Genomic DNA, 23,388 nt, shown 5'->3' on the forward strand with positions numbered 1-23,388 from the left:
CCCCTCAGGTCACCGGCGCCGGATTGAACAGCGTGAGGTCGTTGTGGATGCCCCAGCGGTCCGACCACGGTTTGGTGCGGCCACTGGCGACGTCGAGGATCAGGCGGAACAGGTCCCAGCCGCATTCCTCGATGGTCTTCTCGCCGGTGGCGATGCTGCCCGAATCGAAGTCGATCAGGTCCTTCCAGCGCCGCGCGAGCTCGCTGCGGGTTGCGACCTTGATCACGGGCGCAGCCGCAAGGCCGTAGGGCGTGCCGCGGCCGGTGGTGAACACTTGCAGCGTCATGCCGGAGGCGAGCTGGAGCGTGCCGCAGATGAAGTCGGAAGCGGGCGTTGCCGCGAACAGCATGCCCTTCTGCGTCGCCTTCTCGCCGGGCGAGAGCACGCCGGTGATGGCGGACGAGCCGGACTTGACGATCGAGCCCAGTGATTTTTCGACGATGTTGGCGAGGCCGCCCTTCTTGTTGCCGGGCGTGGTGTTGGCGCTGCGATCGGCACCGCCGCGGGCGAGATAAGAATCGTACCAGGCCATCTCGCGCACCAGCGCGCGGCCGACGTCCTCGTTGATCGCGCGCCGCGTCAGGAGCTGGATGGCGTCGCGCACTTCGGTCACTTCGGAGAACATCACGGTGGCGCCGGCGCGCACCAGGAGGTCGGCGGCGAAGCCGACCGCGGGGTTCGCGGTGACGCCGGAGAACGCGTCGCTGCCGCCGCATTGCAGGCCGATGACGAGGTCGGAGGCCGGGCAGGTCTCGCGGGTGCGCTTGTTGAGGATTTTCAGGCGTGCATCGGCCTGGGTCATGATGGCATCGACGATCGCGCCAAAGCCGTCGAAGGCCTCGTCCTGCATGCGGACGATGGCGTCGCTGATGCCTTCCGGCACCAGCCGCTCGGGCGCGAGCTTTTCGCATCCCAAGCTGATGACCAGAATCTCGCCGCCGAAATTCGGGTTGAGCGCCAGGTTCTGCAGCGTGCGGATCGGCACCACCGCATCGGGCGCGTTGATGGCGACGCCGCAGCCATAGGCATGCGTCAGCGGCACGACGTCGTCGACGTTCGGGTACTTCGGCAGCAGCTCGGCGCGGATGCGCTTCACCGCATATTCCATTGTGCCCTTGACGCATTGCACGGAGGAGGAGATGCCGAGGATGTTCTTGGTGCCGACCGAGCCGTCCGGATTGCGGAAGCCTTCGAAGGTAAAGCCTTCGAGCGGCGGCAGCGGAGCGGGCACGGCGGTCGAGATTTCGAGCTTGTCGAGGGCGGGGGCTTCCGGCATGCGGATGCGCGCCTCGTCGACCCACTCACCCGCCAGGATCGGCGAGAGTGCGTAGCCAATCACCTCGCCATAGCGGACGATCGGCGCATCCTGCGCGATGTCGACCAGCGCCGTCTTGTGCCCCTGCGGCACGAAGGCGCGCAGCGTCAGCCCGCAGGCAAAGCGGGAGCCGGCGGGAAGCCCGAAATCATTGACCACGATCGCGACATTGTCGCGCTCGTTGAGCTTGATGTAGCGGGGCTGCTCTTTCGCTGCGACGTCCTGGTCCATCGAGGACTCCGGGATTTGTAGGGTGGGTTAGCGCAGCGTAACCCACCAATGTCTCTGTCCGCGGAAGCAGAAGAGGTGGGTTACGCTGCGCTAACCCACCCTACGATGTCTACGATATCAGCCCATCAACCCGGGTAGGTATAGGCGGTCTTCACCGTCGTGTAGAACTCGCGGGCATAGGAGCCCTGCTCGCGGGCGCCGTAGCTCGAGCCCTTCCGGCCGCCGAACGGCACGTGATAGTCGACGCCGGCGGTCGGCAGGTTGACCATCACCATGCCGGACTCGCTGTTGCGCTTGTAGTGCGAGGCGTATTTCAGGCTGGTGGTGCAGATGCCGGAGGCGAGGCCGAACTCGGTGTCGTTCGAGATCGCGAGCGCCTCCTCGTAGTTCTTGGCGCGGATGACGGCGGCGACCGGGCCGAAGATTTCTTCACGCGCGATGCGCATGTTATTGTTGGCTTCGGTGAACAGCGCCGGCTGGAGGTAGTGGCCGGGCGTCTCGCGCTTGAGCAGCTCGCCGCCGAAGGCGAGCTTTGCGCCCTCGTCCTGGCCGATCTTGATGTAGCGCAGGTCCTGGTCGAGCTGGCTCTGGTCGACGACGGGGCCGATATGCACGCCGGCCTTGAGCGCGTCGTCCACCGACAGGCCCTTCAGGCGCTCGGCCATCGCGGCGACGAAGCGGTCGTGGATGCCTTCGGTGACGATCAGGCGCGAGGAGGCGGTGCAGCGCTGGCCGGTCGAGAAGTAGGAGCCGTTGACGGCGACTTCGACGGCGGTCTTGAGGTCCGCGTCGTCGAGCACGACCAGCGGATTCTTGCCGCCCATCTCGAGCTGGAACTTCTTCATCGGATTCGACAGCACGCAGGCCTGCGCGATCTTGCGGCCGGTCTGCACCGAGCCGGTGAAGGAGATCGCGGCGACGTCGGGATGATCGAGCAGGGTCTGGCCGACCACGGAGCCGGAGCCGACGACGAGGTTGAAGACACCGGCCGGAATGCCGGAGCGGGTGATGATCTCGGACAGCGCATGCGCGGAGCCCGGCACCAGCTCGGCGGGCTTGAACACGACAGTGTTGCCGTAGCAGAGCGCGGGCGCGATCTTCCAGGCCGGGATCGCGATCGGGAAATTCCAGGGCGTGATCATGCCGACGACGCCGATCGGCTCACGGGTGAGCTCGACGTCGAGGCCGGGACGAACCGAGGCACCTTTCTCGCCGATTAGGCGCAGCGCTTCGCCGGCGAAGAACGCAAAGATCTGGCCGGCGCGGGCGACCTCGCCGATGCCTTCGGGCAGCGTCTTGCCTTCCTCGCGGGCGAGCAGACGGCCCAGCTCTTCCTTGCGCGAGAGGATCTCGAGAGAAATCTTGTTCAGCGCGTCGTAGCGCACCTGCGGCGTCGACTGCGCCCAGGCGGGGAAGGCGGCCTTGGCGGCTGCGATCGCCTTCTCGGTCTGCGCCTTGTCGGCCTTGGCGTATTCGCCGACGAGGTCGTTGGTATTGGAGGGGTTGATATTCTTCGTGACGCCGGAGCCGTCGACCCATTCGCCGCCGATGAAGTTCTTCAGGATCGCTGTCATATATTCCTCCAGAGTTTCTTAGCGAACGAGGCACGGGCGCTTGTCGTCAAACGTCCAGCCAGGGATCAGGTCCTGCATGGCAATAGCGTCATCGCGGGCGCCGAGTCCATGCTGCTTGTAGAGGTCATGCGCGGCGTCGATGGCCGCCCTGTCGATTTCGATACCCAGGCCCGGCCTGTCGGGGACCGCGATCTTGCCGCCCTTGATCTGGAGCGGCTCCCTGGTCAGCGCCTGGCCGTCCTGCCAGATCCAGTGGGTGTCGATCGCGGTGACCTTGCCCGGGGCCGCGGCGCCGACATGGGTGAACATGGCGAGCGAAATGTCGAAATGGTTGTTGGAGTGCGAGCCCCAGGTCAGGCCGATGTCCCGGCAGGTCTGGGCCACGCGCACCGAGCCTTGCATGGTCCAGAAATGGGGATCGGCCAGCGGAATGTCCACCGCCCCCAGGCGCAGCGCGTGGGAGAGCTGGCGCCAGTCGGTGGCGATCATGTTGGTCGCCGTGGGCAGGCCCGTGGCGCGGCGGAACTCGGCCATGATCTCGCGGCCGGAGAAGCCGGCCTCGGCGCCGCAGGGGTCCTCGGCATAGGCGAGGATGCCGTGCATGTCCTTGCAGAGGCTGACAGCCTCGTCGAGCGACCAGGCGCCGTTCGGGTCCAGCGTGACACGCGCGTTGGGGAAGCGCCTGGCGATCGCGGTGACGGCCTCGATCTCCTGCTCGCCGCGGAGCACACCGCCCTTGAGCTTGAAGTCGGCGAAGCCGTAATGATCGTGGGTGGCCTCCGCGAGCCGCACCACGGTCTGCGGCGTCATCGCTTCCTGATGGCGGAGGTTGAACCATTCCGCCTTGCCGGTCTCGCCGCTGACATAGTCGAGCCTGGACTTGCGGCGATCGCCGACGAAGAAGAGATAGCCGAGCGTCTCGACGCTCTTGCGCTGCTGGCCTTCGCCGAGCAGCGCGGCGACCGGCAGGTTGAGATGCTGGCCGAGCAGGTCGAGCAGCGCAGACTCGATCGCCGTGACCGCATGGATCATGACGCGGAGGTCGAAGGTCTGCTTGCCGCGGCCGCCGGCGTCGCGATCGGCGAAGGCCGCGCGGACGTCGGCGAGGATGTTGTTCATCGCGCCGACGGTCTTGCCGATGACGAGATCGCGCGCGTCCTGGAGCGTCTGCCAGATCTTCTGCCCGCCCGGCACCTCGCCGACGCCGGTGTGGCCGGCATTGTCGGTGAGGATGACGATGTTGCGAGTGAAGAACGGCGCATGCGCGCCGCTCAGATTGAGGAGCATGCTGTCGCGGCCCGCGACCGGGATCACCTGCATCGCCGTGACGACCGGTGCGCCAGAGATTTCCGTCTGGGCCATCGCACGCTCCTCCTTGTTGTGTTCGGTCGTTATTCTGCAGCCTGTTGTGACGATCGGATGGCGGGCAGGTTCTTGACCAGCGCGGTGAGCTCCGCAATCTCCTGCTCGGTGAGATCGGTCAGCGGCGGGCGGACCGGGCCGGAGTCGCGGCCGATCACCTTCATGCCGGCCTTGATGATCGAGACCGCATAGCCCTTCTTGCGGTTGCGGATCGCGATCAGCGGCAGGATGAAATCCTTCAGCCCGGCATGGATCGTCGCGTGATCGCGCTTGCGCACGGCGGCGTAGAAATTGGTCGCGAATTCCGGCACGAAGTTGAACACGGCCGAGGAATAGGTCGTCACGCCCATGTCGAGATAGGGCAGCGCGAAGGTTTCCGCGGTCGGCAGGCCGCCGATATAGGTGAGACGGTCGCCGAGCTTGGTGTAGACGCGGGTCATCAGCTCGATGTCACCGATGCCGTCCTTGTAGCCGACGAGGTTCGGGCAGCGCTCGGCGAGGCGGGCCAGCGTGTCGGGCTGGAGGATGGCATTGTCGCGATTATAGACGATGACGCCGATCTTCACGGCGGCGCAGACCGCCTCGACATGGGCGGCAAGGCCGTCCTGCTCGGAATGGGTGAGATAGGGCGGCAGCAGCAACAGGCCGTCGGCGCCGGCCTTCTCGGCGCCAACAGCGATCTCGCGGGCGATCGCGGTGCCATAGCCGGTGCCGGCGAGCACGGGCACGCGGCCCTTGGTCTCCTCGACGGCGATCTTGACGATTTGCGGAACCTCGGTCGGCGTCAGCGAGAAGAACTCGCCGGTGCCGCCGGCGGCGAAGAGGCCTGCGACATCATAGCCGCACAGCCAGTCCATGTTGGCGCGGTAGGTCGCCTCGTCGAAGGAGTAATCCGCCTTGAACGGCGTGACGGGGAAGGACAGGAGGCCCGATCCGATCTTCTGGGCCATTTCCTGCGGGGTCATCTTGCTCATGGGCGCGGCTCCCTAATTGCGTGTTGTGGAGGACGCAAGCCTGCGCGTCCATGCGCCGTGGTTTAGGAGACCGTTCGATGCGCGTCCAAGCCAAAGCCTATATCGACTGATGCGAAATCAGCATCAATCTTCCATGATCTCCGCCGAGGACAACTCACCTGCGATTTTGACCAGCGCCGACAGCAGCGGATTCTCGTCGTCGCGGCGCCAGACCATGAACAGCTCGACGGGAACGCGCGTGCGCAGCTTCAGGGGGCGCAGCCGCACGTCGGAGATCTTCAGGCTCGCCGCTGCGGCCGGCACGATGGCAAGGCCAAGGCCGGCACGGACCATGGCGAGGATCGAGTGGATCTGGCTCAGATGCTGGACATAGCGCGGCAGCACGTCGGCGCGGGTGAACAGCGCCACCAGGAGATCGTGGAAGTAGCGGCTCTCATAGGGCGAATACATCACGAAGGGCTGATCGTCGAAATCCTTGATGGTGATGCTGTCGGCGCTCGCCAGCGGGTGCTTCTTCGGGATCGCGGCAAGCAGGGGCTCGGCGACGACGCGGCGGCTGGCCACTTCGGGGCGCGCGATCGGCGGCCTGAGCAGGCCGGCGTCGATCTGGCCGGAGCTGAGCGCCTCGAACTGGTCGCCGGAGACCATCTCCTTCAGCGAGAAATCGACTTCGGGCAGCTTGGCGCGGCAGGCCGCGACGAGCTCGGGGAGGAAGCCGTAGGCGGCCGCTGCCGTAAAGCCGATCTTGAGCGAGCCGGTCTTGCCGAGCGCGATGCGGCGGGCGACCTGCGAGGCGCTTTCCGCAAGCTTCAGGATGCGCCGCGCCTCCGGCAGGAAGCTGCGGCCGGCCGGGGTCAGGCGCACCGAACGGCTGGTGCGCTCCAGCAGCGGCGCGTCGATGATGTGCTCGAGCACCTGGATCTGCCGCGAGAGCGGCGGCTGGGTCATGTTCAGTCGCGCGGCGGCGCGGCCGAAATGCAGTTCCTCCGCCACCGTGACGAAACAGCGGAGCTGGTTGAGGTCGAACATCGATACATGCCTTAGATGAATAAGGCGTTTCCCCGGCACTTCTAGCATCGATCATCCCCAAAACAAAGACGGCGGCTTTTTGGGCCGCCGTTGAGTTGCCTGGTCAAGCTCCCGTGGGAGCCCTCAGGAGGAACGTTTGAGCACCACCCGCTCGATCTTGCCCACCACGACGAGATAGGCGAACGCGGCGACCAGCGCATTGAGGCCTACGAACACCAGCGCGCCGTTGAAGGAGCCGGTCGCGGCCAGGATGTAGCCGATCACGATCGGAGTGGTGATCGAGGAGAGGTTTCCGAAGGTGTTGAACAGGCCGCCGGAGACGCCGCCGGCTTCCTTCGGCGAGGTGTCGGAGACGACAGCCCAGCCGAGCGCGCCGATGCCCTTGCCGAAGAAGGCGAGCGCCATGAAGCCGACCACCAGCGCCTGTCCGTCGACATAGTTGCAGGCGATGATGGACATCGACAGCAGCATGCCGCCGACGATCGGGATCTTGCGCGCCATGGTCAGCGATCCGGTCTTGCGCAGGATGGCGTCGGAGATGACGCCGCCGAGCACGCCGCCGATGAAGCCGCACAGCGCCGGCAGCGTCGCGACGAAGCCGGCTTGCAGGATCGACAGTCCGCGCTCCTTGACGAGGTAGACCGGGAACCAGGTCAGGAAGAAATAGGTCAGCGTGTTGATGCAGTACTGGCCGAGATAGACGCCGAGCATCATGCGGTTGGCGAGCAGTTGGCGGATGTGGTCCCATTTCGGGCCTGAGTCCGGCACGCGCTCTTGCTTCAAATCGTCTTTGGGCGCGTCGAGATCGACCAGCGCGCCGCCTTCCTTGATGTAGTCGAACTCGGCCTCGTTGATCCCGGGATGCTCCTTCGGGCCGTAGATGGTCTTGATCCAGACGAGGCCCATGACGATGCCGAGGGCGCCCATCACGAAGAACACGAAGCGCCAGCCGTAAGCGTGTGCGATCCAGCCCATCAGCGGCGCGAAGATTACGGTGGCGAAATACTGTCCCGAGTTGAAGAAGGCGGACGCGGTGCCGCGCTCATTGCCGGGAAACCACGCCGCGACGATGCGGGCATTGGCGGGGAAGGAGGGCGCCTCCGCGATGCCGACGAGGAAGCGCAATGCGAACAGCACCAGGACGGCGGTGCCGGCGCTGAAGAAGCCGACCCAGCCCTGCATCATCGTGAACAGCGACCAGACGATGATGCTGAAGGCATAGACGAGGCGCGAGCCGTAGCGGTCGAGCAGCCAGCCGCCCGGCACCTGCGCGATGACATAGGACCAGCCGAAGGCCGAGAAGATGTAGCCCATCGCGACGGGATCGAGATGCAGCTCCTTGGAGAGCGCAGGGCCCGCGATCGAGAGCGTGGCGCGGTCGGCGTAATTGACGGTCGTGACCAGGAACAACATGGTCACGATGAACAGCCTGACGCGAGACCTCCTCACGTCCGCTGCGGACACCACTGCGCTCATCACGCGCCTCCTTAGAACTCGAAATGTTTCCTCACCACGACTCCTAGAGGCGCGCGCGGCAAAGTGTCCAAGTTGAAGGGAGTATCGATCGATGCCGTTTTTGGATTGATGGAACGGCAGGTGGGAGGGAACGATCGTGAGGATGGTGAGCGCGCTCGCCATGTCCTCAATCGTCGTCCTGGCGAAAGCCAGGACGACTCGGGGAGAGGGTCTTCGTACTCTCAGTACGTCATTGCGAGCGCAGCGAAGCAATCCAGAGTCCATCCGCGGAAAGATTCTGGATTGCTTCGCTGCGCTCGCAATGACGGTGTGGCGAAAGGTGCGTAGCCCGCATGAGCGTAGCGATATGCGGGGAGAGTGGCCCGGATGTCGCTGCGCTCATCCGGGCTACGATGTCGCCGTGCGCTACTGCCGAGCGCTCGGCAATAGCTGCGGCAGAAATCCCCGCGTCACGCTCGGCGGCACGGCATCGAGGCCGAGCACGGCGCTCGCCGCGGGAAGCGCCGCATCCGCCATTGCGGCGTGGCCTTCGGCGCTTGGATGCACGGCGCCGCCATAGACGGCGGAGAGCACGCCCCAGGTGGCGTCGTGGATGTCGGTCGGCTGGCTCGCGGCCGGCAGGCCTTGCGGGTAGGTCATCGCCGCGAAGTAGCTGTCGTTGGCGTCGCGGATCCAGCGGGCGCGCGGCAGATAGGCGCGATACTCCGAGGCGCCGCGGCCGCACAGCATCGGCTGGCTCGCCGCCGTCACGATGTCCGGATTGAAGCTCTGGCCGTTCTCGGCAAAGCAGGTGCGGTCGAATTCGGGATCGGTGCCGGAATGGGCGCAGAAGCCGTGATCGGCGAACGCTGCCTGATGCGCATCGACGAAGATCATGCGGTCGGCTTCGGGATCGCGGCACAGCGCGCCGCGGGTGCAGGTAGCGAGCCCCTTCAGCTGCGGCAGGAATTCGGTGTCGACGAAGGTCGAGACGCGGGCGAGGCGCTGCGGGTCGGCGTTGAACGACGGATGAATGTCGAAGCCGGCGCGGCCGCCGCGGCAGGGCACGCCGCCGTCTGTGAGCGCCGGATTGGCGTAGGAGACATAGACCACATGCGAGAGGTCGCCGCCGACGAGCGGCTTCAGCGCCTCGCGCAGCTTGACGAAATTCTGCGGCAGCTCGCGCGCGAGCGCATCGCGGGATTCGTCGACGCTCGCCATCACGCCGGAGCGGCGGAACAGCGCGCGCTCGGTCGCGGTGTCGACGATGACGTCGGCCACGAGACCGGAGAAGTAGACGTCATTGGCACCGACCGAGAGCAGCACGAGGTCGAGCGTGCGGTCCGGCTGGCGTTTTTTCGCCGCGGTGAGCGCCTCGCGCAGCTCGGCGACCTGCGCGTTCACGCTGGTCTGGCAATTGCCGTTCTTGCTGGGCGCGCATTCGCGGGCGCGCTGCGAGCCGAGCAGCCCGTCGCCGATGCTGGCGCCGGTGCAGGCGAGCGGCAGAAAGGTCACCGCGACGTGGGTGTAGCGCACCGCGAGCGCCAGCGCGGTGCGGGCCTGGTAGCTGTAGAGCGAGCGGTGGCAGGGGGAGTTGAACCAGAGCGCGCCGTAGCGCTGCCAGTTGGCGAGCGTATCCGGCGCCTCGCAGGCGCGTCCGCCTTTATAGCTGGCGCGGCTCGGCCGGTAGTACTGCGCGCCGGCGGTGCCGAGATAGGAGCGGAAGCAGAAACCTTCGTCCGACAGCGCCAGCGGCCGGTCGGGATTGCCTTCACCCGAGGCGATGCTGTCGCCGAGGCCGGCGACGAAGATGTCGCGGACCTGGATCTCGGTCTGAACGCGCTGGGTCGGATCGGAGCCGGAGGAGACGTCGACGCTCGCGACCGTCTGCTTGCCGTAGCGGACGCGCAGGTTGACCGGTTCGGCGCAGTCGAAGGTCGATTGTCGCGGTCCGTCGCCGTCGTCGAACGACCAGGCGCAGGTGGCGCCGACCGGCACCGCGCCGACGAGGCGCACGGTGACGGGGTGGTCGACCGGGGTGATGTAGTCTTCCTTGGTGTTGTCGCGGGTGCAGGGCTGATTGACCCGGCCCTGGAGGTCGATGCAGAGCCGGTTGACCATGTTGCGGGCCCAGCCGCGGCCCTCGCTCTGGAGCTCCAGCGACTGCTCGGCGGCGAGGATGCTGCGGTTGCGCGCGTTCTCCACATGAAGCAGGAAGTCGCGCTCCTCGCGGAACAGGCGGAAGCGGTTGCGCACCTCCCAATTGATCTGCATGGCGCCGGCGTCCTGCGCGGCTGCGCGCTCGGGCGGCAAAGCGGTCAAAATCCCGGCAAGCAGCAGGGCGCCTGCGAAGAAGGTGCGAAGAGATGATCGGATCATGGCCCGCGTGTTCAACGGCAAAGTTGAGGCGGAAATAAGAGAGGATTGCTCCCCCGCCCGCAACCTTTGTCTGACGATCTTGCGGGCCGCCGTCCAGCGCGTCAGCGCTTGCTGGCCTGTCGCAGCGACCGTTCGCGCTCCATCGCCGCCACCTGCTTGGGCAGGTTGGCCTGGGCGCAGGCCTCCGCCAGCCGCCGTCGCTCCTGCCAAGGCTCGACCACGTTCATCCAGAGCTCGCGCGCGCCCATGATGGAGATGGCGAGGCCGAACGGGATCACGAAATAGAGCAGGCGGAACACCAGCAGCGTCGCCAGAAGCTGCTCGCGGCCGAATTCCGGCAGCGCCACCAGCATGGCGGCGTCGAATACGCCGATCGAGCCAGGGGCATGGCTGGCAAAGCCGAGCAGCGTCGCCAGGATGAACACGACGGCGAGCGACAGGAAGTCGATCGGCGGACTGGCCGGTATCAAGAGGTACATCGCCGTGGCGCAGAAGCCGAGATCGACCACACCGATCAGGATCTGCACCAGCGTCAGCGGTGCCGAGGGCAGCACCACCTTCCAGCCCTTCTGGCCGAGCTCGCGGCGCTTCTCGCCCATGCAGAGCCAGACCAGATAGGCACCGATCGAGGCGAGACCGCCGAGGGCGATCAACCGGTTGATCGGCGACGGGAGCTGATCCATGTAGGAGGCGGCATCCGGATGGATGGCCATGCCGATCGAGAGCACGAAGATGTTACCGAGCCAGAAGGTCAGGCCCGACAGGAAGCAGATTTTCGCGACGTCGATCGCGTTCAGCCCATAATCCGAATAGATCCGGAAACGGATCGCGCCGCCCGTGAACACCGTGGCGCCGATGTTGTGGCCGATCGAATAGGACGTGAAGCTGGAGAGCGCTGCAATGCGATAGGGCACGTGCTTCTTGCCGATCGTTCGCAGTGCAAAAAAGTCGTAGAAGGTCAGCGTACAGAACGCGAAGAAGACGCAGATCGCCGCCAGCCCGATGTTCCCGCGGGGAATCTCGGTCAATGCAGTCAGGATGACGCCGGTGTCGATACCCTTGAGGGTCCGCACCAGTGTGGTGATTGCGAAGGCAATGATGACGACGCTTGCGGCAATTCCGAGCCGTCGCCAGCCAATCCATCGCTTGAAGCCGCGCTTCAACGCGGGCAGCAGTCCGTGCATTCATCCTCCCGGCGGGGGGCAAGACCGACAAGGCCGGGTATTGGCCAGTCGGGCGCGATGGTTGCCAAAGGCAGGCGTCGATCGCTAGGCATGATCCAGCTCATTTAAGGCAAAAACGATGACTTGTGCAGCCCTTGACAAGGATAGGTTCTGTGCCGGACCGGCGACTTTTGTCATATGTGGTTCACATCGGACGCGCGTTAAGCATATGAGTCGTCAGCCGGGCCGGCCCGCGCGTTTGTTTGTTGGCATGGTTTCATATCGTGCCGTCCGCTGCATTGTTCCAGCGCAAGCGATGCCGGCTTTTTAGGAACGTCGATGCCGCGTGCCCGTTAGCGCCCCATCAGCAATCGAACATGGCGGAAATATGCGGCTATTCGTGCAAGCCGGCGCCTCCGTGTTCCCGAAACCCAAGAGGATCGGAACGATGGGACTGTTCACAAAAGACATCAAAACCATGAACGACCTGTTCGTGCACCAGCTCCAGGACATCTACTATGCCGAGCAGCAGCTCACCAAGGCGCTGCCGAAAATGGCAGACAGGGCCACCGACCCGCAGCTGAAACAGGGCTTTTTGACGCACCTCGAGGAAACCAAGCAGCACGTCAAGCGGCTCGAGGAAGTGTTCAAGATGCACGGCGCGCAGGTGAAGGCGGTCGACTGCCCGGCGATTGACGGCATCATCGAGGAGGCCGACGAGACCGCCGGCGAAGTCGCCGACAAGGCGGTGCTCGACGCGGCGCTGATCAATGCGGCGCAGGCCGCCGAGCATTACGAGATCGTGCGCTACGGCAGCCTGATCGCCTGGGCCAAGCAGCTCGGCCGGAGCGATTGTGCCGCCGTGCTCGCCAAGACGCTCGAGGAAGAGAAGGCGACCGACAAGAAGCTCACGACGCTTGCCGAGAGCAAGGTGAATTTGCGCGCGGCAAGCTAGCGCTGTTGTAGCCAGGAAAGCGCCGCGCGGCGCGCTGTTTCTCGCGTCATCTGCTGTCATGCCCCGCGAAGGCGGGGCATCCAGTACTCCGCGGCGGGACTTCGTTTGCACAATTTCCGCCGCGGAGTACTGGATCGCCCGCCTGCGCGGGCGATGACACCGAATGTGGAGTCAGTGTATCGCTCCACATCCATCCTTCGTCCATTGTCGAAACATGACGGCGGATCGGCGGCCTATGTTTCGCATGGGGCTGCATCGGAGGTGGCAGCATGCGAGCAAGCACCGTCAAATACGAAGCCTTCGACGACGGAGCCAGCGCGCCGCACGCCTCGTCGCGTCCTGCAACCTCGCTGACGCTGGCCGCGATGAGCCTCGGTTATCCTCATGGGCCTTTGGCTGAGTTGGCGTCATGCGACGGAGACCACGCGCGCGCCCTCGCGTGAGATCGATCTGCCCGGCCAGCTTGCGGCAATCGGCGCGCTGGGGGCGCTCGCCGGCGCGATCATCGAGGGCGGCGCGCTTGGCTGGGATCATCCGGCCGTGCTCGCGGCCTTCGCTTCAGCCCTCGTCTTGGCCGTGCTGTTCGTCTGGCGGGAGAGCCGAGCGGCGCAGCCGATGCTGCCCTTGCCCCTGTTCGGTCACCGGCTGTTTACCTTGACTGCGCTCGTCGGCCTGCTCGTGAACATCGCGATCTACGGCCTGATCTTCGTGCTCAGCCTGTACTTCCAGAGGATCAACGGGCTGTCGGCGTGGTGGACCGGAATAGCCTTCGTGCCGATGATGGCCGCGGTGCTCCCGGTCAATCTGCTGGCGCCGCGCCTCGCCGAGCGCATCGGTTCGTGTCCGACCATCGTCGTCGGCGCCTGCATCTCGGCGCTCGGCTGTCTCGGCCTGCTGTGGATCGAGGCCGATGCGAGCTATTGGATGATCTGCGCGCAGATGATCGCGATCAGCTGCGGACTTGGGCTGCTGGTGCCGCCGCTGACCTCGACCCTGCTGGGCAGCGTGGAGAAGGCGCGCTCCGGCATTGCGGCGGGCGTCCTGAACGCGACGCGGTAGACCGGCAGCGTGCTCGGCGTTGCGCTGTTCGGCTCGCTGGTGGCCTCGGAAGGTGCGTTCATGGCCGGCCTGCACGCATCGCTGGTCGTATCGACCACTGTCCTGCTGCTCGTTGCCGCCGTGATCGGAATCGGCGCGCCTTGGCGAGGATGAACAATGTGAGCAAAGGCGCACATCTTCCGTTCACCATGCCCGGAACGAGGACATAGCCGGTTACCGTCTGTCCACCTCTGCCGGTTCTAGTGCAGGTCCGATAGGGGCCGGCAATGTATCAAGTTCTCTACTGTCTTACGGACCAGCATGATTGGCGTCTGGTCGCGCTCGGCGGCGCGGTGTGCCTGCTCGCGAGCGCGGCGGCGATCAGCCTGTTCTACCGCGCGCGGGCGGCGAGCGGGGGTGCTCGTGTATCGTGGATCGCGCTCGACGCCATCGTCGCCGGCTGCGGCATCTGGGCAACCCATTTCAACGCGATGCAGGCTTACGGGCCCGGCGCCGGCGGCGCCTACAACATCCCCGTGACCGTCCTGTCGCTGATCTTCGCGATTGCCGTCACCTTCGTCGGGCTGAGCATCTCGGTGTCGGCGACGCGGGCGATCCCGGTCGCGCTCGGTGGCGCCGTCGTGGGTGGCGGCGTTGCCGCCATGCATTACACCGGCATGATGGCGCTCGAGATTCCGGCGCGCATCGGCTGGGAGACCGCCACCGTGGCGGTCTCGATCGTTCTCGGCATCGTCTTTGGATCGCTTGCGCTGGTCGTCGCGGGGCGGCGCGACAGCCTGGCGAATGCGCTCGGCGCGACGGTGCTGCTGACCGTTGCCATCGTCTCGCATCATTTCACCGCCATGGGCGCCGTGGAGCTGACGCCGGATCCTGCGATCGTCATCAGCGGCCTGTCGATTCCGCCGGCCTCATTGTCCGTCCTCACCGCCAGCGCTGCCGCTGCGATCATCGCGATCGCGCTTGCAGCGGCTGTGCTCGACCGCCGCGCCAAGGGCGAGCTGGGACGCCAGCAGGTCGTGCTCGATACCGCGCTCGAGAACATGTCGCAGGGGCTGTGCATGTTCGACGCGGACGGCAAGATCATGCTGTTCAACGAGCGCTACGCGGCGATGCTTCGTCGCACCGATATCGCGCTCGCCGGCCGCCTGCTGGTCGACGTGCTGCGGGAAGAGCAGGCCAAGGGCCAGTGGCAAGGCGACGCGGATGAATTCTTCGCGCGCCTCGTGGCCGACGCGCGCGAGGGCCGCACGACCAGCCAGATCGTCAACCGGTTCGGCCGCTCCATCCGGGTCGTCAACCAGCCGATGCAGGGCGGCGGCTGGGTCGCGACCTTCGAGGACATCACCGAATGGCTGGCGGCGCAGGCGAAGATCTCGCACATGGCGCGTCACGACGCGCTGACCGGCCTGCCGAACCGCGTGCTGTTCCACGAGCAGCTCGAGCAGGGACTGCGCCGGGCGGGTTCGGGCGACCAGCTCGCGGTGCTCTGCCTCGATCTCGATCACTTCAAGGATATCAACGACTCGCTCGGCCATCCCATCGGCGATGCGCTGCTCAAGGAGGTCGGCCGCAGGCTGAAGGCCACCGTCGGCGAAAGCGACACGGTGGCGCGGCTTGGCGGCGACGAATTCGCCGTGGTCCAGATCGGACGGTCGGAGGAAGCTGCGGCGAGGTCCCTTGCCGGGCGCCTCGTCGAGGTGATCTCGGCGCCTTACGAGATCGACGACCATCAGATCGTCATCGGTGTCTCGATCGGCATCTCGCTGTCGCCACAGGACGGCAGCGATCCGGACGAGCTTCTGAAGAATGCCGACCTCGCGCTGTACCGCGCCAAGGCGGATGGCCGTGGCACCTACCGCTTCTTCGAGACCGGCATGGATGCGCGCGCACAGGCGCGGCGTCTGTTGGAGATGGATTTGCGCGCGGCGCTGCAACGTGACGAGTTCCAGCTGTACTATCAGCCGATCCGTGACGTCGCCAGTGGTCGCGTCGTCGCCTTCGAGGCGTTGCTGCGCTGGAACCATCCGCAGCGCGGCCTGATCGCTCCCATCAACTTCATTCCGCTGGCCGAGGAGACCGGACTCATCGTCCAGCTCGGCGAATTCGTGCTGCGCTCCGCCTGCACCGACGCGGCGACCTGGCCGGACGATATCGACGTCGCCGTCAACCTGTCGCCGGTGCAGTTCAAGAACCCGAACCTGATCGCATCCGTGACCGCGGCGCTGACCGCCTCGGGACTGGCGGCGCGCCGGCTCGAGCTCGAGATCACCGAATCCGTGCTGCTCCAGAATAGCGAGGCGACGCTGACGACCCTGCACGAGTTGCGCGCCATGGGCGTGCGCATCTCGCTCGACGATTTCGGCACGGGCTATTCGTCGCTGAGCTATCTGCGCAGCTTCCCGTTCGACAAGATCAAGATCGACCGCTCCTTCGTGTCGGAGCTCGCGACGCGCGAGGATTCCATGGCGATCATCCGCGCCGTGACCGGGCTCGGCCGAAGCCTCGGCATCGTGACCACCGCGGAAGGCGTCGAGAACGACGCGCAGCTCGAGCTGCTCAGGCGCGAGGGCTGTACCCAGGCGCAGGGCTACCTGTTCAGCAAGCCGCGGCCTGCCTCGGACGTGGCATTGATGCTGGAGCGCCCGCGGCTGCGCGCGTCGGCGTAGAAAGGTCAGCCGCGTCGCAGCGCGAAATGCGCGCCGCAGAATGCCATCACGGCGCCAAGGCACAGTGCGGCGAGGCCGGCGAGCACGCCCGAGACCGTCGGGACCGGGCTCGGGGCCGAGGCCACCTGGCCGGCGCCCGCCAGCAGGAGCACGCCGACCGCGATCAGGAATTGCCGCATACGTTGCGGGATCTGGCCGTCAGCGGCGCTCTGCATCAATGTCGCCGTGAAATAGCCGCCGGAAAAGCCGACCGTGGCGATGAGCCACCAGGCGATCGCAGCGCCGGCCGGAATGAACTCATGCGTGTCGGAGCGCCAGAGGCCGCCGAGGTCGAGCCCGTAGCGCGCGCCCAGCATGTGCACCGCGAGCGCGAGCAGCACGCCGCAGATCACGGCTGCACCGAGAATCAGGCGGCGCGGAAAAAAGGTCGTCTCAGCCATGCCCCGCTTGTAGGATGGGCGAGGGCGACCGCGCAAGCGGGTCGCAGACGGGATTGCTCGGACGGGGTTGATTGTCGAGATGCAGGTTTCGGACACTCGAGGCGCCCCAGGTGCGAGCTACGCCTACAAGGCGTCGCTGATCGGCTCGGCGCATCGTTTCGAGCTGACCGACGCGGGGCTGTCCTGGCACATCGGCGGCCGTTCCGGCCTGTGGCGCTACGACGAGATCAGCGCTGTCAGGTTGTCGTTCCGCCCGGTGTCGATGCAGCAGCACCGCTTTCGCGCCGATGTCAGCCGCAGCGGTGGCGGCCGCATCGCGATCCTGTCGACGAGCTGGCAGACTGCGGCGCTGATGGCGCCGCAGGACAATGGCTTTCGCGATTTCATCATCGAGCTCCATGCGCGGATGGCGAAAGCAGGCAGCCGCGCGGTGCTGACGGCAGGCCTCGGCCGCAACACCTATGCCGCGGTGCTGGCGTTCATGGCGGTGCTGACGGTGGCGATGACCGGGCTCCTGGTCCGCGCGCTCATGATCGGCGCGTTCGCCGGCGCGCTGTTCATCCTCGGCTTTGCCGCGCTGTTCGCCTGGCAGGTCGGCGGCTTCGTGCGGCGCAACCAGCCGCAGAGCTACAGCTTCGATCGCGTGCCGAGATCCTTGATGCCTTAGCTGCAATCGGCCGCAATCAAACGTGACTTCGCGCCCCGGCGCCGGTGTCGCATCGTGCCGCCATGCCAGCCCTGGATCGCAGCACGCGCCTGCCTGCGGCGGACGAGATCGCCAGGATCAACCGCACGCATCTGATCGACACGCCCCTCCGGCCGGCCGACCTCCTGTTCATGTTCGGCACCCGCGAGGACGTCGCACTCCGCGCCGACACCGCCGCAAGGCTGTGGCGCGAGGGCTTGTTCCGCTGGTCGATTGTCAGCGGCGGCGTGACGCCGGGCTCGGAGCAATCCGAGTGCACCATCATCAAGGCGGCGATGGCCGCGGCGGGCATTCCGGCGGACCGGATCCTCGAGGAACATGGCGCGATGAACACCGGCGAGAACGTGATCTTCTCGCTGCCGGTCATCGATGCGGCGCTTGGGCTGCAAAATATCAGCAGCGTGATCTGCCTCGGCAACACCTGGACCGCGCGTCGCTACCCGATGACGCTGCACCGGCACTGGCCCGAGGTCGAGAAGATGCTGCTCACCGTCGATGGCTTTGCGACGCCGCGCGCGCTCTGGCACACCGATGTCGAATTTCGTCGTCGTGTCCTGCACGAATGGGACAAGATCGAGCCGTACAAGGCGAGGGGCTTTATCGCGGAATGGCCGGAGGGCTGACGGGCAGGATTCTGGTTTCGACGCGTTTTCTTGACACGAACCGGTATCCACTTCGCTCGAAAAACGCCCTGGCTACTCCGTCGAGTCAAAATCCTCTTCCTTGGTGCCGAGCAGCGAGACGAGCGTGCGCAGGCCTGAATCGAGCTGCTCGAACGTAGGCGGGGCGAGCGCGAGCCGCACCGCATTCGGCGCGTGACCATGCGCGATTGCAAAAGTCGAGGACGGCGTCAGCGCGATGCCGCGCCGGGCGGCTGCGGCAACGAAGGTCTGCGAGCGCCAGTGTGACGGCAGCGTGAGCCAGAGATGATAGGAGCGCGGGTCGGCGGCGAGCTGGTAGCCGGCCAGCAGCCTTGCCGCGGTCTGCTGGCGGCGCGCGGCGTCGATGCGCTTCAGGCGCGTCAGTTCGGCGACGGTGCCGTCGGCCATCAGCCGCTGCCCGGATGCGAGCGCATGGCCGGAGGCGATCCAGCCGCCGGTGCGGACCGCGCCCATCACGCTCTCGCGCAGACGCGGCGGCGCGACGAGGATGCCGAGCGCGAGGCCCGGCGCGACCTTCTTGGACAGGCTGTCGATCACGATGCAGCGGTCCGGCCCGAGCGCCGCCAGCGGCGTGTCGTCGGCGAGGAAGCCGTAGACGGCGTCCTCGATGATGGTGAGATCGAGCTTCTCGGCGACGCGCATGATGTCGGCGCGCCGCGTCGCGTTCATGGTGACGCCGAGCGGGTTCTGGATGATGGGCTGGAGATAAAGTGCCGACAGATGCGCTTCGCGATGCGCCTTCTGGATCGCGTCGGGCCGTGCGCCGTGCTCGTCCATCGGAATCGGGACCAGCGTCACGCCGAGCCGCGCCGCGATGCTCTTGACGTAAGGATAGGTCAGCGCCTCGACGCCGCAGCGGCCGCCGGTGGGGACGAGCGCGGCGAGGGCTGCCGCGAGCGATTGCTTGCCGTTGGCGGTGAAGACGATCTGCTCGGCCTGCGGCGCAAAATCCTTGCGCGCGAGATAGGCGGCGGCTGCGTTGCGCGCGCTCTTGGTGCCGGTGCTGGTCGAGACGCGCAGCGCGGATTCGAGCGCGTCGACGCGCTCGAGCCCCGCAAGACTCTTGGCGATCATCGCCCATTGCTGCGGCAGCAGCGGATAATTGACCTCGAAGTCGATCCGCGCGTCGCGCGGCTCGCTCAGCGCCTCGACCTCACGCCTGATGTCGCCGGAGATGAAGGTGCCGCGGCCGACCTCGCCGACCACGAGGCCGCGGCGGAGCAACTCCGTATAAACCCGGCTCGCGGTCGAGACCGCAATGCCGCGGTCATAGGCAAAATTGCGCTGCGGCGGCAGCCGGTCGCCGGGCCTTAACGTGCCATTAGAGATATCCGAGGCAATGGCATCGGCAAGCTTCACGTACTCGAACTTGGACATTATTGCACCGAGAGCAATGTTTTCCTTGCTCCGAGTAATGTACTGGAGCATTTAAGTTCCATCAAGGTCCGCGATTGAGCCGAGGAGAGCGAGAGCAATCCGATGGCAAATGAGGTGCAGGCGCTTCCAGCGTCTGCGCCAACGGCGTCCGTTTCGCCGCGTGGACAGAAGGCCGGAGAAGAAAAATGACCACGATCTCGCAAACTGCCGGGCGGAATTTACGCCCATCCTCGTCGAGCGGATTTTTCCGCACGCTCGTCAGCGCCACCCATGCGCTGTTCGACCGCCTGGAGCGCCGCTCCGCCGTCAAGACGCTGAACGAACTCGACGACCGCGCCCTGCGCGACATCGGGATCAACCGCAGCCAGATCGAGGACGCGGTCTACGGCCAGTTCAAAGCCGAGCTGTCGCGGTATCTGTAAGACTCTGTCACGACGCCTGGCAGGTCCGGGCGTGGTGACAGTATTCGCCACTCTCGTGTCCCGGACGCGCGGCAGCGTTCTTACGCTGCTGTGCAGAGCCGGGACCCAGCAGGCCACACCGATCGCTGCAGCATGGGCCCCGGCTCTGCAGCGCACCGCTGAAGTAGCGCTGCGCTGCGTCCGGGGCACGAGAGTCCGGTTTTTGGCATGCAGCTGTTTCCACATCGTCATTGCGAGCGCGGCGAAGCAATCCAGAGTCCCTCCGCGGAAAGATTCTGGATTGCTTCGCTGCGCTCGCAATGACGGAGCGTGGGTGCCAGCGTCGCTCTTTCAACTCGCATTCTCATCGCAGACACACCCTCGCATCCTCGCGGCTGGTTTCGCCCGAGCTTTGCTTCGTCGCCTGCCCTCAGATGAAAGAGGGCGCAGGGAAGGCCGGGAGCCGGTTGGCTCCCATTGGCCGCCATGCCAAACGCGGATTGCGCTACGATGCACAGCGGGTAACAGGGCAACCGGAGCATCCCGGCCTTCCCTGCGCGATGGTTGGAACGGCTTATGTCGCGCTCTCCCCGGGGAGCGATGCACTATTGCCCCCGTCGCCTTGCGGATGGCTGATGCGCGCGGTCCGGTCGGGCCGCACCCATCACCGCAAGACTTGGCGCACAGACCCCGGGCGCCAGGACGACACGATTTGGCCGTACGCCGATCACACCGGTCGTGCGCGCGATGCTTTCGCTCACGGTTGCCCGCCCTGCGATGCCTTTCGCGCCGATGTGACCCACGTCCACCGCCGCCCGGCCCGCGTTCGTGACGATCGCGATACGCCCCTCTTCCTTGGGCCGGAGTGCGGGCACTATCCGCCAATTCCGAATTTCGGTAAAGTGGAATATTTTCGCCGCCGCGCGTTGACCGGCATCTTGCGTGTCTTGCCCGTCGGGCAACGCAAGGGCTTGTAGATGCGTAGGGTGGATTAGCCGAAGGCGTAATCCACCTCTTCTGCTTTCCGCGGAGAGAGACAGTGGTGGGTTACGCCTTCGGCTAACCCACCCTACAAGATCGAGCCGCTTCGCTGCGCTCGCAATGACGGAGCAGCCCTCAGTGCCTGACCACCAGCACCGAGCACTTCGCGTAGCGCACGACGTGACCGGCATTGGAGCCGAGGAAATAGGTGCGCATCGCCGGCCGGTGCGAGGTCATCACGATCAGATCGGCCTTCATGTGCACGGCTTCCTCCAGGATCTCGTGGTAGATGCCGCCCTGGCGGACCACGCTGGAGATGTGGGAAGCCTCGATGCCGGATTCGCGCGCGACGATGGCGAGCGCTTCCTCCGAGGTCTGGCGCTGCTGTTCGTCGAAGTCGGCCGGCACGTATTCTGCCAGCATCACCGGCGTCATCGGCAGCACGTTGAGCAGGCGCACCGTGCCGCTCCAGGTCTGCGACAGCGTTGCCGCGGTTGCGATCGCCGGCTTTGCCAGATCGGTGTCGGCGAGGTCGATGGGCACGAGGATGGACTTGAACATCTGCGCCTCCAAATCTTCCAGTCAGCTCGTGATCAGGCTGCATCAACCGGTCGAGACGGCGCCCGCGCGTCTCATCCCGATCGAAGCAGCTTGGGGCTGACGAACAGCACCAGCTTGCCGCGGCGGTAGGCCACGTCCCCCCAATCCTTGACGTCAAAGTCGAAGATCGCAAGCCCCGCGGTGGGCAGATTGTGGGCGAGCGCCTTGGCGCCGGCCGGATCGCCGCCGCCCATCAGCATCAGGGCGGCCTCGTGCATGCCGGGATTGTGCCCGACCAGCAGCAGCCGCTTCGGGTCGCCCGGGTCGGTTGCAGTGCGAATGGATTCCAGGATCTGCGCGGGATCGGCGCCGTAGAGTTCCGGCAGGACCTCGACCTCAGGCGCGGCGACGCGGCCCTTCATCGTCTTCCAGGCGATGTCCCAGGTCTGCCGTGCCCGGACGGCATGCGACACCAGCACGGTATCGGGGAAGGGGGGATGGGAGGCGATCCAGTCGCCGATCTCGGCGGCATCCTTGTGGCCGCGGTCGTCGAGCCGGCGATCCCGGTCACGGCCGCTCGGCGCGTCGGTCTCGGTCTTGGCGTGACGCAGCAGCATCAAACGGCGCATGGCACTCTCGAATCGTTGCACGTCCAGAATAATCTACAGGCACCGGTTGCGGACAAGGTGACAAGCGCCCGATCGGTCTACTAAAGCGCGATGGGGTTAGGACGAATCGTCATCGCGCTTTAGATTATTGCTTGAGCATGATCTTTTCGGAAAACCGCTGCACACTTTTCCGGATCATGCTCTAAGAAAACGATATGAGCGAGACTTTCACAAGCGTGCCCCAGGAAGAAGCCGGCTTTCGCGAGCGTACGCGGCTGTCGTTCGATCTCGACGCCGACATCTGCGTGATCGGGGCAGGGCTTGCCGGGCTCTCCATCGCGCTGGAGGCGGCCCGGCTCGGGGCCAGCGTCGCGGTGCTCGAGGGCCGCCATATCGGCTGGAACGCCTCCGGCAACCAGCTCGGCACCGTGATGCCGGGCTTTGCGCTGCCGCTCGCCGAGCTGATCGAGCGCATCGGCTTCGAGGACGCGCGCGAATTGTGGACGCTGTCGAAGGAGGGCGCCGAGTTCGTCCGCGCCAATGCCACCGAAGAGAACATGCCGGGGATCGCCCCGAGCGACGGCGTGCTCGAGGTCTCCAACGTCGATGCCGGCGACCGGTTGATCAGCCGGTTGCAGATGCTGCACGAGGATTTCGACACCGAGGTCGAGGGCTGGCAGGCCGATCGCGTCCGCGAGGTGCTCAAGACCGATCGTTACTTCCACGGCGTCTACTATCCCAGGGCATTCCAGGTCGACGGCCGCAAATATGTGCACGGCCTTGCGGCGCTGGCGCGGCGGGCCGGCGCCCGCATCTTCGAGGATACGCCGGTGGTCAGCATCGACCATTCCGGCATCCGCAAGCGGATCGTCACGCCCTCGGCGCGGCTGCGCGCCACGCATATCGTGCTCGCAGGCAACATCCATCTCGGCGCGCCGTTGAGGCGCCTGTCGGAGACGCTGCTGCCGGTCTGGCGCTATGCCGGCATCACCGCGCCGCTCGGCGAGCGCGTGCACGAGATCATCGCCTTCAACGGATCGGTGATGGATTCCGACGGCGTCGATCATTTTCGTATCGTCGACGGCGACCGGCTGATGTGGGAGAGCCCGGAGACCACCTGGGCCGCGCGGCCGCAGCGCTTTGCGGGCGCCGTCAGGCGGCGGATCCAGTCGATCTTCCCCCAATTCGGCAATGTCGAGATCACCGAGATGTTCGGTGGCGCCACCGGCCAGACCGTGCACGGCATGCCGCAGATCGGCCAGTTGCGCAAAGGCCTGTGGGTGGCGAGCGGGTTCGGCCGCCAGGGCATGAACACCTCGGCCATGGCCGGGCAGATGATCGCGCGCAGCATCCTGTGGGGCGACGAGCGCTGGCGGCTGTTTTCGCCGTTCGAGCTGGTCTGGGCGGGCGGCGCGACCGGACGGGTCGCGGGTCAACTGGTCGGGATCTGGGGCAGGACGAGCTCCGCCGCCGCAGGCGCGCTCGCCCGCTACCGCGAGCGGGCGCGGGTC

The 23,388-nt window shown here is 66.0% G+C and carries 18 protein-coding genes and 1 pseudogene; 7 read left to right on the top strand and 12 right to left on the bottom strand.

All coding sequences use genetic code 11. The features are described 5' to 3' along the window. Positions 1-4: 4 nt before the first annotated feature. From garD to XI09_RS01975, 8 genes are all read right to left on the bottom strand, one after another. Positions 5-1,546: a galactarate dehydratase gene (gene garD, locus XI09_RS01940; RefSeq protein WP_271565453.1), complete on the bottom strand. Its 1,542-nt coding sequence runs from the start codon at positions 1,544-1,546 to the stop codon at positions 5-7. 125 nt (positions 1,547-1,671) lie between these two features. Then, on the bottom strand, positions 1,672-3,120 hold the full coding sequence (locus XI09_RS01945) for an aldehyde dehydrogenase family protein (RefSeq protein WP_271565454.1): 1,449 nt from the start codon (positions 3,118-3,120) through the stop codon (positions 1,672-1,674). An 18-nt stretch (positions 3,121-3,138) separates the two neighbouring features. Next, positions 3,139-4,482: a glucarate dehydratase gene (gene gudD / locus XI09_RS01950; protein ID WP_271565455.1), complete on the bottom strand. Its 1,344-nt coding sequence runs from the start codon at positions 4,480-4,482 to the stop codon at positions 3,139-3,141. Between the two features lie 29 nt (positions 4,483-4,511). Next, a complete protein-coding gene (gene kdgD, locus XI09_RS01955; RefSeq protein WP_027548051.1) occupies positions 4,512-5,456 on the bottom strand; it encodes a 5-dehydro-4-deoxyglucarate dehydratase in 945 nt (314 codons plus the stop codon). A 123-nt stretch (positions 5,457-5,579) separates the two neighbouring features. Beyond that, the gene (locus XI09_RS01960) at positions 5,580-6,485 is read right to left on the bottom strand and encodes a LysR substrate-binding domain-containing protein (protein ID WP_092193342.1); all 906 of its coding nucleotides are present in this window, start codon (positions 6,483-6,485) and stop codon (positions 5,580-5,582) included. A 123-nt stretch (positions 6,486-6,608) separates the two neighbouring features. After that, a complete protein-coding gene (locus XI09_RS01965) occupies positions 6,609-7,961 on the bottom strand; it encodes an MFS transporter (RefSeq protein ID WP_271565456.1) in 1,353 nt (450 codons plus the stop codon). Between the two features lie 405 nt (positions 7,962-8,366). Further along, positions 8,367-10,319, bottom strand: a complete 1,953-nt coding sequence (locus XI09_RS01970) for a hypothetical protein (protein WP_271565457.1) — start codon at positions 10,317-10,319, stop codon at positions 8,367-8,369. 101 nt (positions 10,320-10,420) lie between these two features. Then, positions 10,421-11,503, bottom strand: a complete 1,083-nt coding sequence (locus tag XI09_RS01975; RefSeq protein WP_271565458.1) for a lysylphosphatidylglycerol synthase transmembrane domain-containing protein — start codon at positions 11,501-11,503, stop codon at positions 10,421-10,423. A 427-nt stretch (positions 11,504-11,930) separates the two neighbouring features. On the opposite strand from XI09_RS01975, the gene XI09_RS01980 reads away from it, so the two are divergent. The 3 genes and pseudogenes from XI09_RS01980 to XI09_RS01990 all read left to right on the top strand — a co-directional run bounded on the left by XI09_RS01980 (position 11,931) and on the right by XI09_RS01990 (position 16,162). Continuing rightward, complete coding sequence (locus XI09_RS01980; RefSeq protein ID WP_271565459.1) at positions 11,931-12,437, top strand: YciE/YciF ferroxidase family protein; 507 nt, start codon at positions 11,931-11,933, stop codon at positions 12,435-12,437. Between the two features lie 381 nt (positions 12,438-12,818). Then, positions 12,819-13,649: pseudogene (locus tag XI09_RS01985) on the top strand (MFS transporter); the annotation flags it as partial. Between the two features lie 113 nt (positions 13,650-13,762). After that, positions 13,763-16,162, top strand: a complete 2,400-nt coding sequence (locus XI09_RS01990) for a bifunctional diguanylate cyclase/phosphodiesterase (protein WP_271565460.1) — start codon at positions 13,763-13,765, stop codon at positions 16,160-16,162. Between the two features lie 5 nt (positions 16,163-16,167). Here the strand turns inward: XI09_RS01990 and XI09_RS01995 are convergent, their stop codons facing one another. Then, positions 16,168-16,602 (bottom strand): hypothetical protein, encoded by a 435-nt coding sequence (locus XI09_RS01995; protein ID WP_271565461.1) that lies wholly within the window; start codon positions 16,600-16,602, stop codon positions 16,168-16,170. Between the two features lie 79 nt (positions 16,603-16,681). Between XI09_RS01995 and XI09_RS02000 the strand changes: the two genes are divergently transcribed. Continuing rightward, positions 16,682-17,269 carry a hypothetical protein gene (locus tag XI09_RS02000; protein ID WP_271565462.1) on the top strand — a complete coding sequence of 196 codons (588 nt, stop codon included), beginning with the start codon at positions 16,682-16,684 and terminating at the stop codon, positions 17,267-17,269. A 62-nt stretch (positions 17,270-17,331) separates the two neighbouring features. Continuing rightward, a complete protein-coding gene (locus XI09_RS02005) occupies positions 17,332-17,931 on the top strand; it encodes a YdcF family protein (protein WP_271565463.1) in 600 nt (199 codons plus the stop codon). 72 nt (positions 17,932-18,003) lie between these two features. Here the strand turns inward: XI09_RS02005 and XI09_RS02010 are convergent, their stop codons facing one another. Next, the gene (locus XI09_RS02010) at positions 18,004-19,347 is read right to left on the bottom strand and encodes an aminotransferase-like domain-containing protein (protein ID WP_271565464.1); all 1,344 of its coding nucleotides are present in this window, start codon (positions 19,345-19,347) and stop codon (positions 18,004-18,006) included. Positions 19,348-19,532: 185 nt separating this feature from the next. Here XI09_RS02010 and XI09_RS02015 point away from each other — a divergent pair, with 185 nt between their 5' ends. Further along, positions 19,533-19,769, top strand: coding sequence for a DUF1127 domain-containing protein (locus XI09_RS02015; protein ID WP_271565465.1), 237 nt, complete (start codon positions 19,533-19,535; stop codon positions 19,767-19,769). A 1,095-nt stretch (positions 19,770-20,864) separates the two neighbouring features. On the opposite strand, the gene XI09_RS02020 is transcribed toward XI09_RS02015, so the two are convergent. Both XI09_RS02020 and XI09_RS02025 read right to left on the bottom strand, forming a co-directional pair. Next, positions 20,865-21,290: a universal stress protein gene (locus XI09_RS02020; RefSeq protein ID WP_011088599.1), complete on the bottom strand. Its 426-nt coding sequence runs from the start codon at positions 21,288-21,290 to the stop codon at positions 20,865-20,867. A gap of 71 nt (positions 21,291-21,361) precedes the next feature. Beyond that, positions 21,362-21,898 (bottom strand): SixA phosphatase family protein, encoded by a 537-nt coding sequence (locus XI09_RS02025; RefSeq protein WP_271565466.1) that lies wholly within the window; start codon positions 21,896-21,898, stop codon positions 21,362-21,364. Positions 21,899-22,092: 194 nt separating this feature from the next. On the opposite strand from XI09_RS02025, the gene XI09_RS02030 reads away from it, so the two are divergent. After that, positions 22,093-23,388, top strand: a 1,296-nt coding sequence (locus XI09_RS02030; RefSeq protein WP_271565467.1) for an NAD(P)/FAD-dependent oxidoreductase, incomplete at its 3' end; no start/stop codon positions are given.

It is taken from the genome of Bradyrhizobium sp. CCBAU 11386 (assembly GCF_028128955.1).
In the GTDB taxonomy this organism is placed as follows: Bacteria; Pseudomonadota; Alphaproteobacteria; order Rhizobiales; family Xanthobacteraceae; genus Bradyrhizobium.

Excerpts from the sequence above, each read along its gene's own strand:
- XI09_RS02020 (WP_011088599.1), bottom strand. The coding sequence starts at position 21,290 with ATGTTCAAGTCCATCCTCGTGCCCATCGACCTCGCCGACACCGATCTG.
- garD (WP_271565453.1), bottom strand. The coding sequence starts at position 1,546 with ATGGACCAGGACGTCGCAGCGAAAGAGCAGCCCCGCTACATCAAGCTC.
- XI09_RS01965 (WP_271565456.1), bottom strand. The coding sequence starts at position 7,961 with ATGAGCGCAGTGGTGTCCGCAGCGGACGTGAGGAGGTCTCGCGTCAGG.
- XI09_RS02025 (WP_271565466.1), bottom strand. The coding sequence starts at position 21,898 with ATGCGCCGTTTGATGCTGCTGCGTCACGCCAAGACCGAGACCGACGCG.
- XI09_RS02000 (WP_271565462.1), top strand. The coding sequence starts at position 16,682 with ATGCAGGTTTCGGACACTCGAGGCGCCCCAGGTGCGAGCTACGCCTAC.
- XI09_RS01960 (WP_092193342.1), bottom strand. The coding sequence starts at position 6,485 with ATGTTCGACCTCAACCAGCTCCGCTGTTTCGTCACGGTGGCGGAGGAA.
- XI09_RS02015 (WP_271565465.1), top strand. The coding sequence starts at position 19,533 with ATGACCACGATCTCGCAAACTGCCGGGCGGAATTTACGCCCATCCTCG.
- XI09_RS01945 (WP_271565454.1), bottom strand. The coding sequence starts at position 3,120 with ATGACAGCGATCCTGAAGAACTTCATCGGCGGCGAATGGGTCGACGGC.
- XI09_RS01975 (WP_271565458.1), bottom strand. The coding sequence starts at position 11,503 with ATGCACGGACTGCTGCCCGCGTTGAAGCGCGGCTTCAAGCGATGGATT.
- XI09_RS01990 (WP_271565460.1), top strand. The coding sequence starts at position 13,763 with ATGTATCAAGTTCTCTACTGTCTTACGGACCAGCATGATTGGCGTCTG.
- gudD (WP_271565455.1), bottom strand. The coding sequence starts at position 4,482 with ATGGCCCAGACGGAAATCTCTGGCGCACCGGTCGTCACGGCGATGCAG.
- XI09_RS02005 (WP_271565463.1), top strand. The coding sequence starts at position 17,332 with ATGCCAGCCCTGGATCGCAGCACGCGCCTGCCTGCGGCGGACGAGATC.
- XI09_RS01970 (WP_271565457.1), bottom strand. The coding sequence starts at position 10,319 with ATGATCCGATCATCTCTTCGCACCTTCTTCGCAGGCGCCCTGCTGCTT.
- XI09_RS01980 (WP_271565459.1), top strand. The coding sequence starts at position 11,931 with ATGGGACTGTTCACAAAAGACATCAAAACCATGAACGACCTGTTCGTG.
- XI09_RS02010 (WP_271565464.1), bottom strand. The coding sequence starts at position 19,347 with ATGTCCAAGTTCGAGTACGTGAAGCTTGCCGATGCCATTGCCTCGGAT.
- kdgD (WP_027548051.1), bottom strand. The coding sequence starts at position 5,456 with ATGAGCAAGATGACCCCGCAGGAAATGGCCCAGAAGATCGGATCGGGC.
- XI09_RS01995 (WP_271565461.1), bottom strand. The coding sequence starts at position 16,602 with ATGGCTGAGACGACCTTTTTTCCGCGCCGCCTGATTCTCGGTGCAGCC.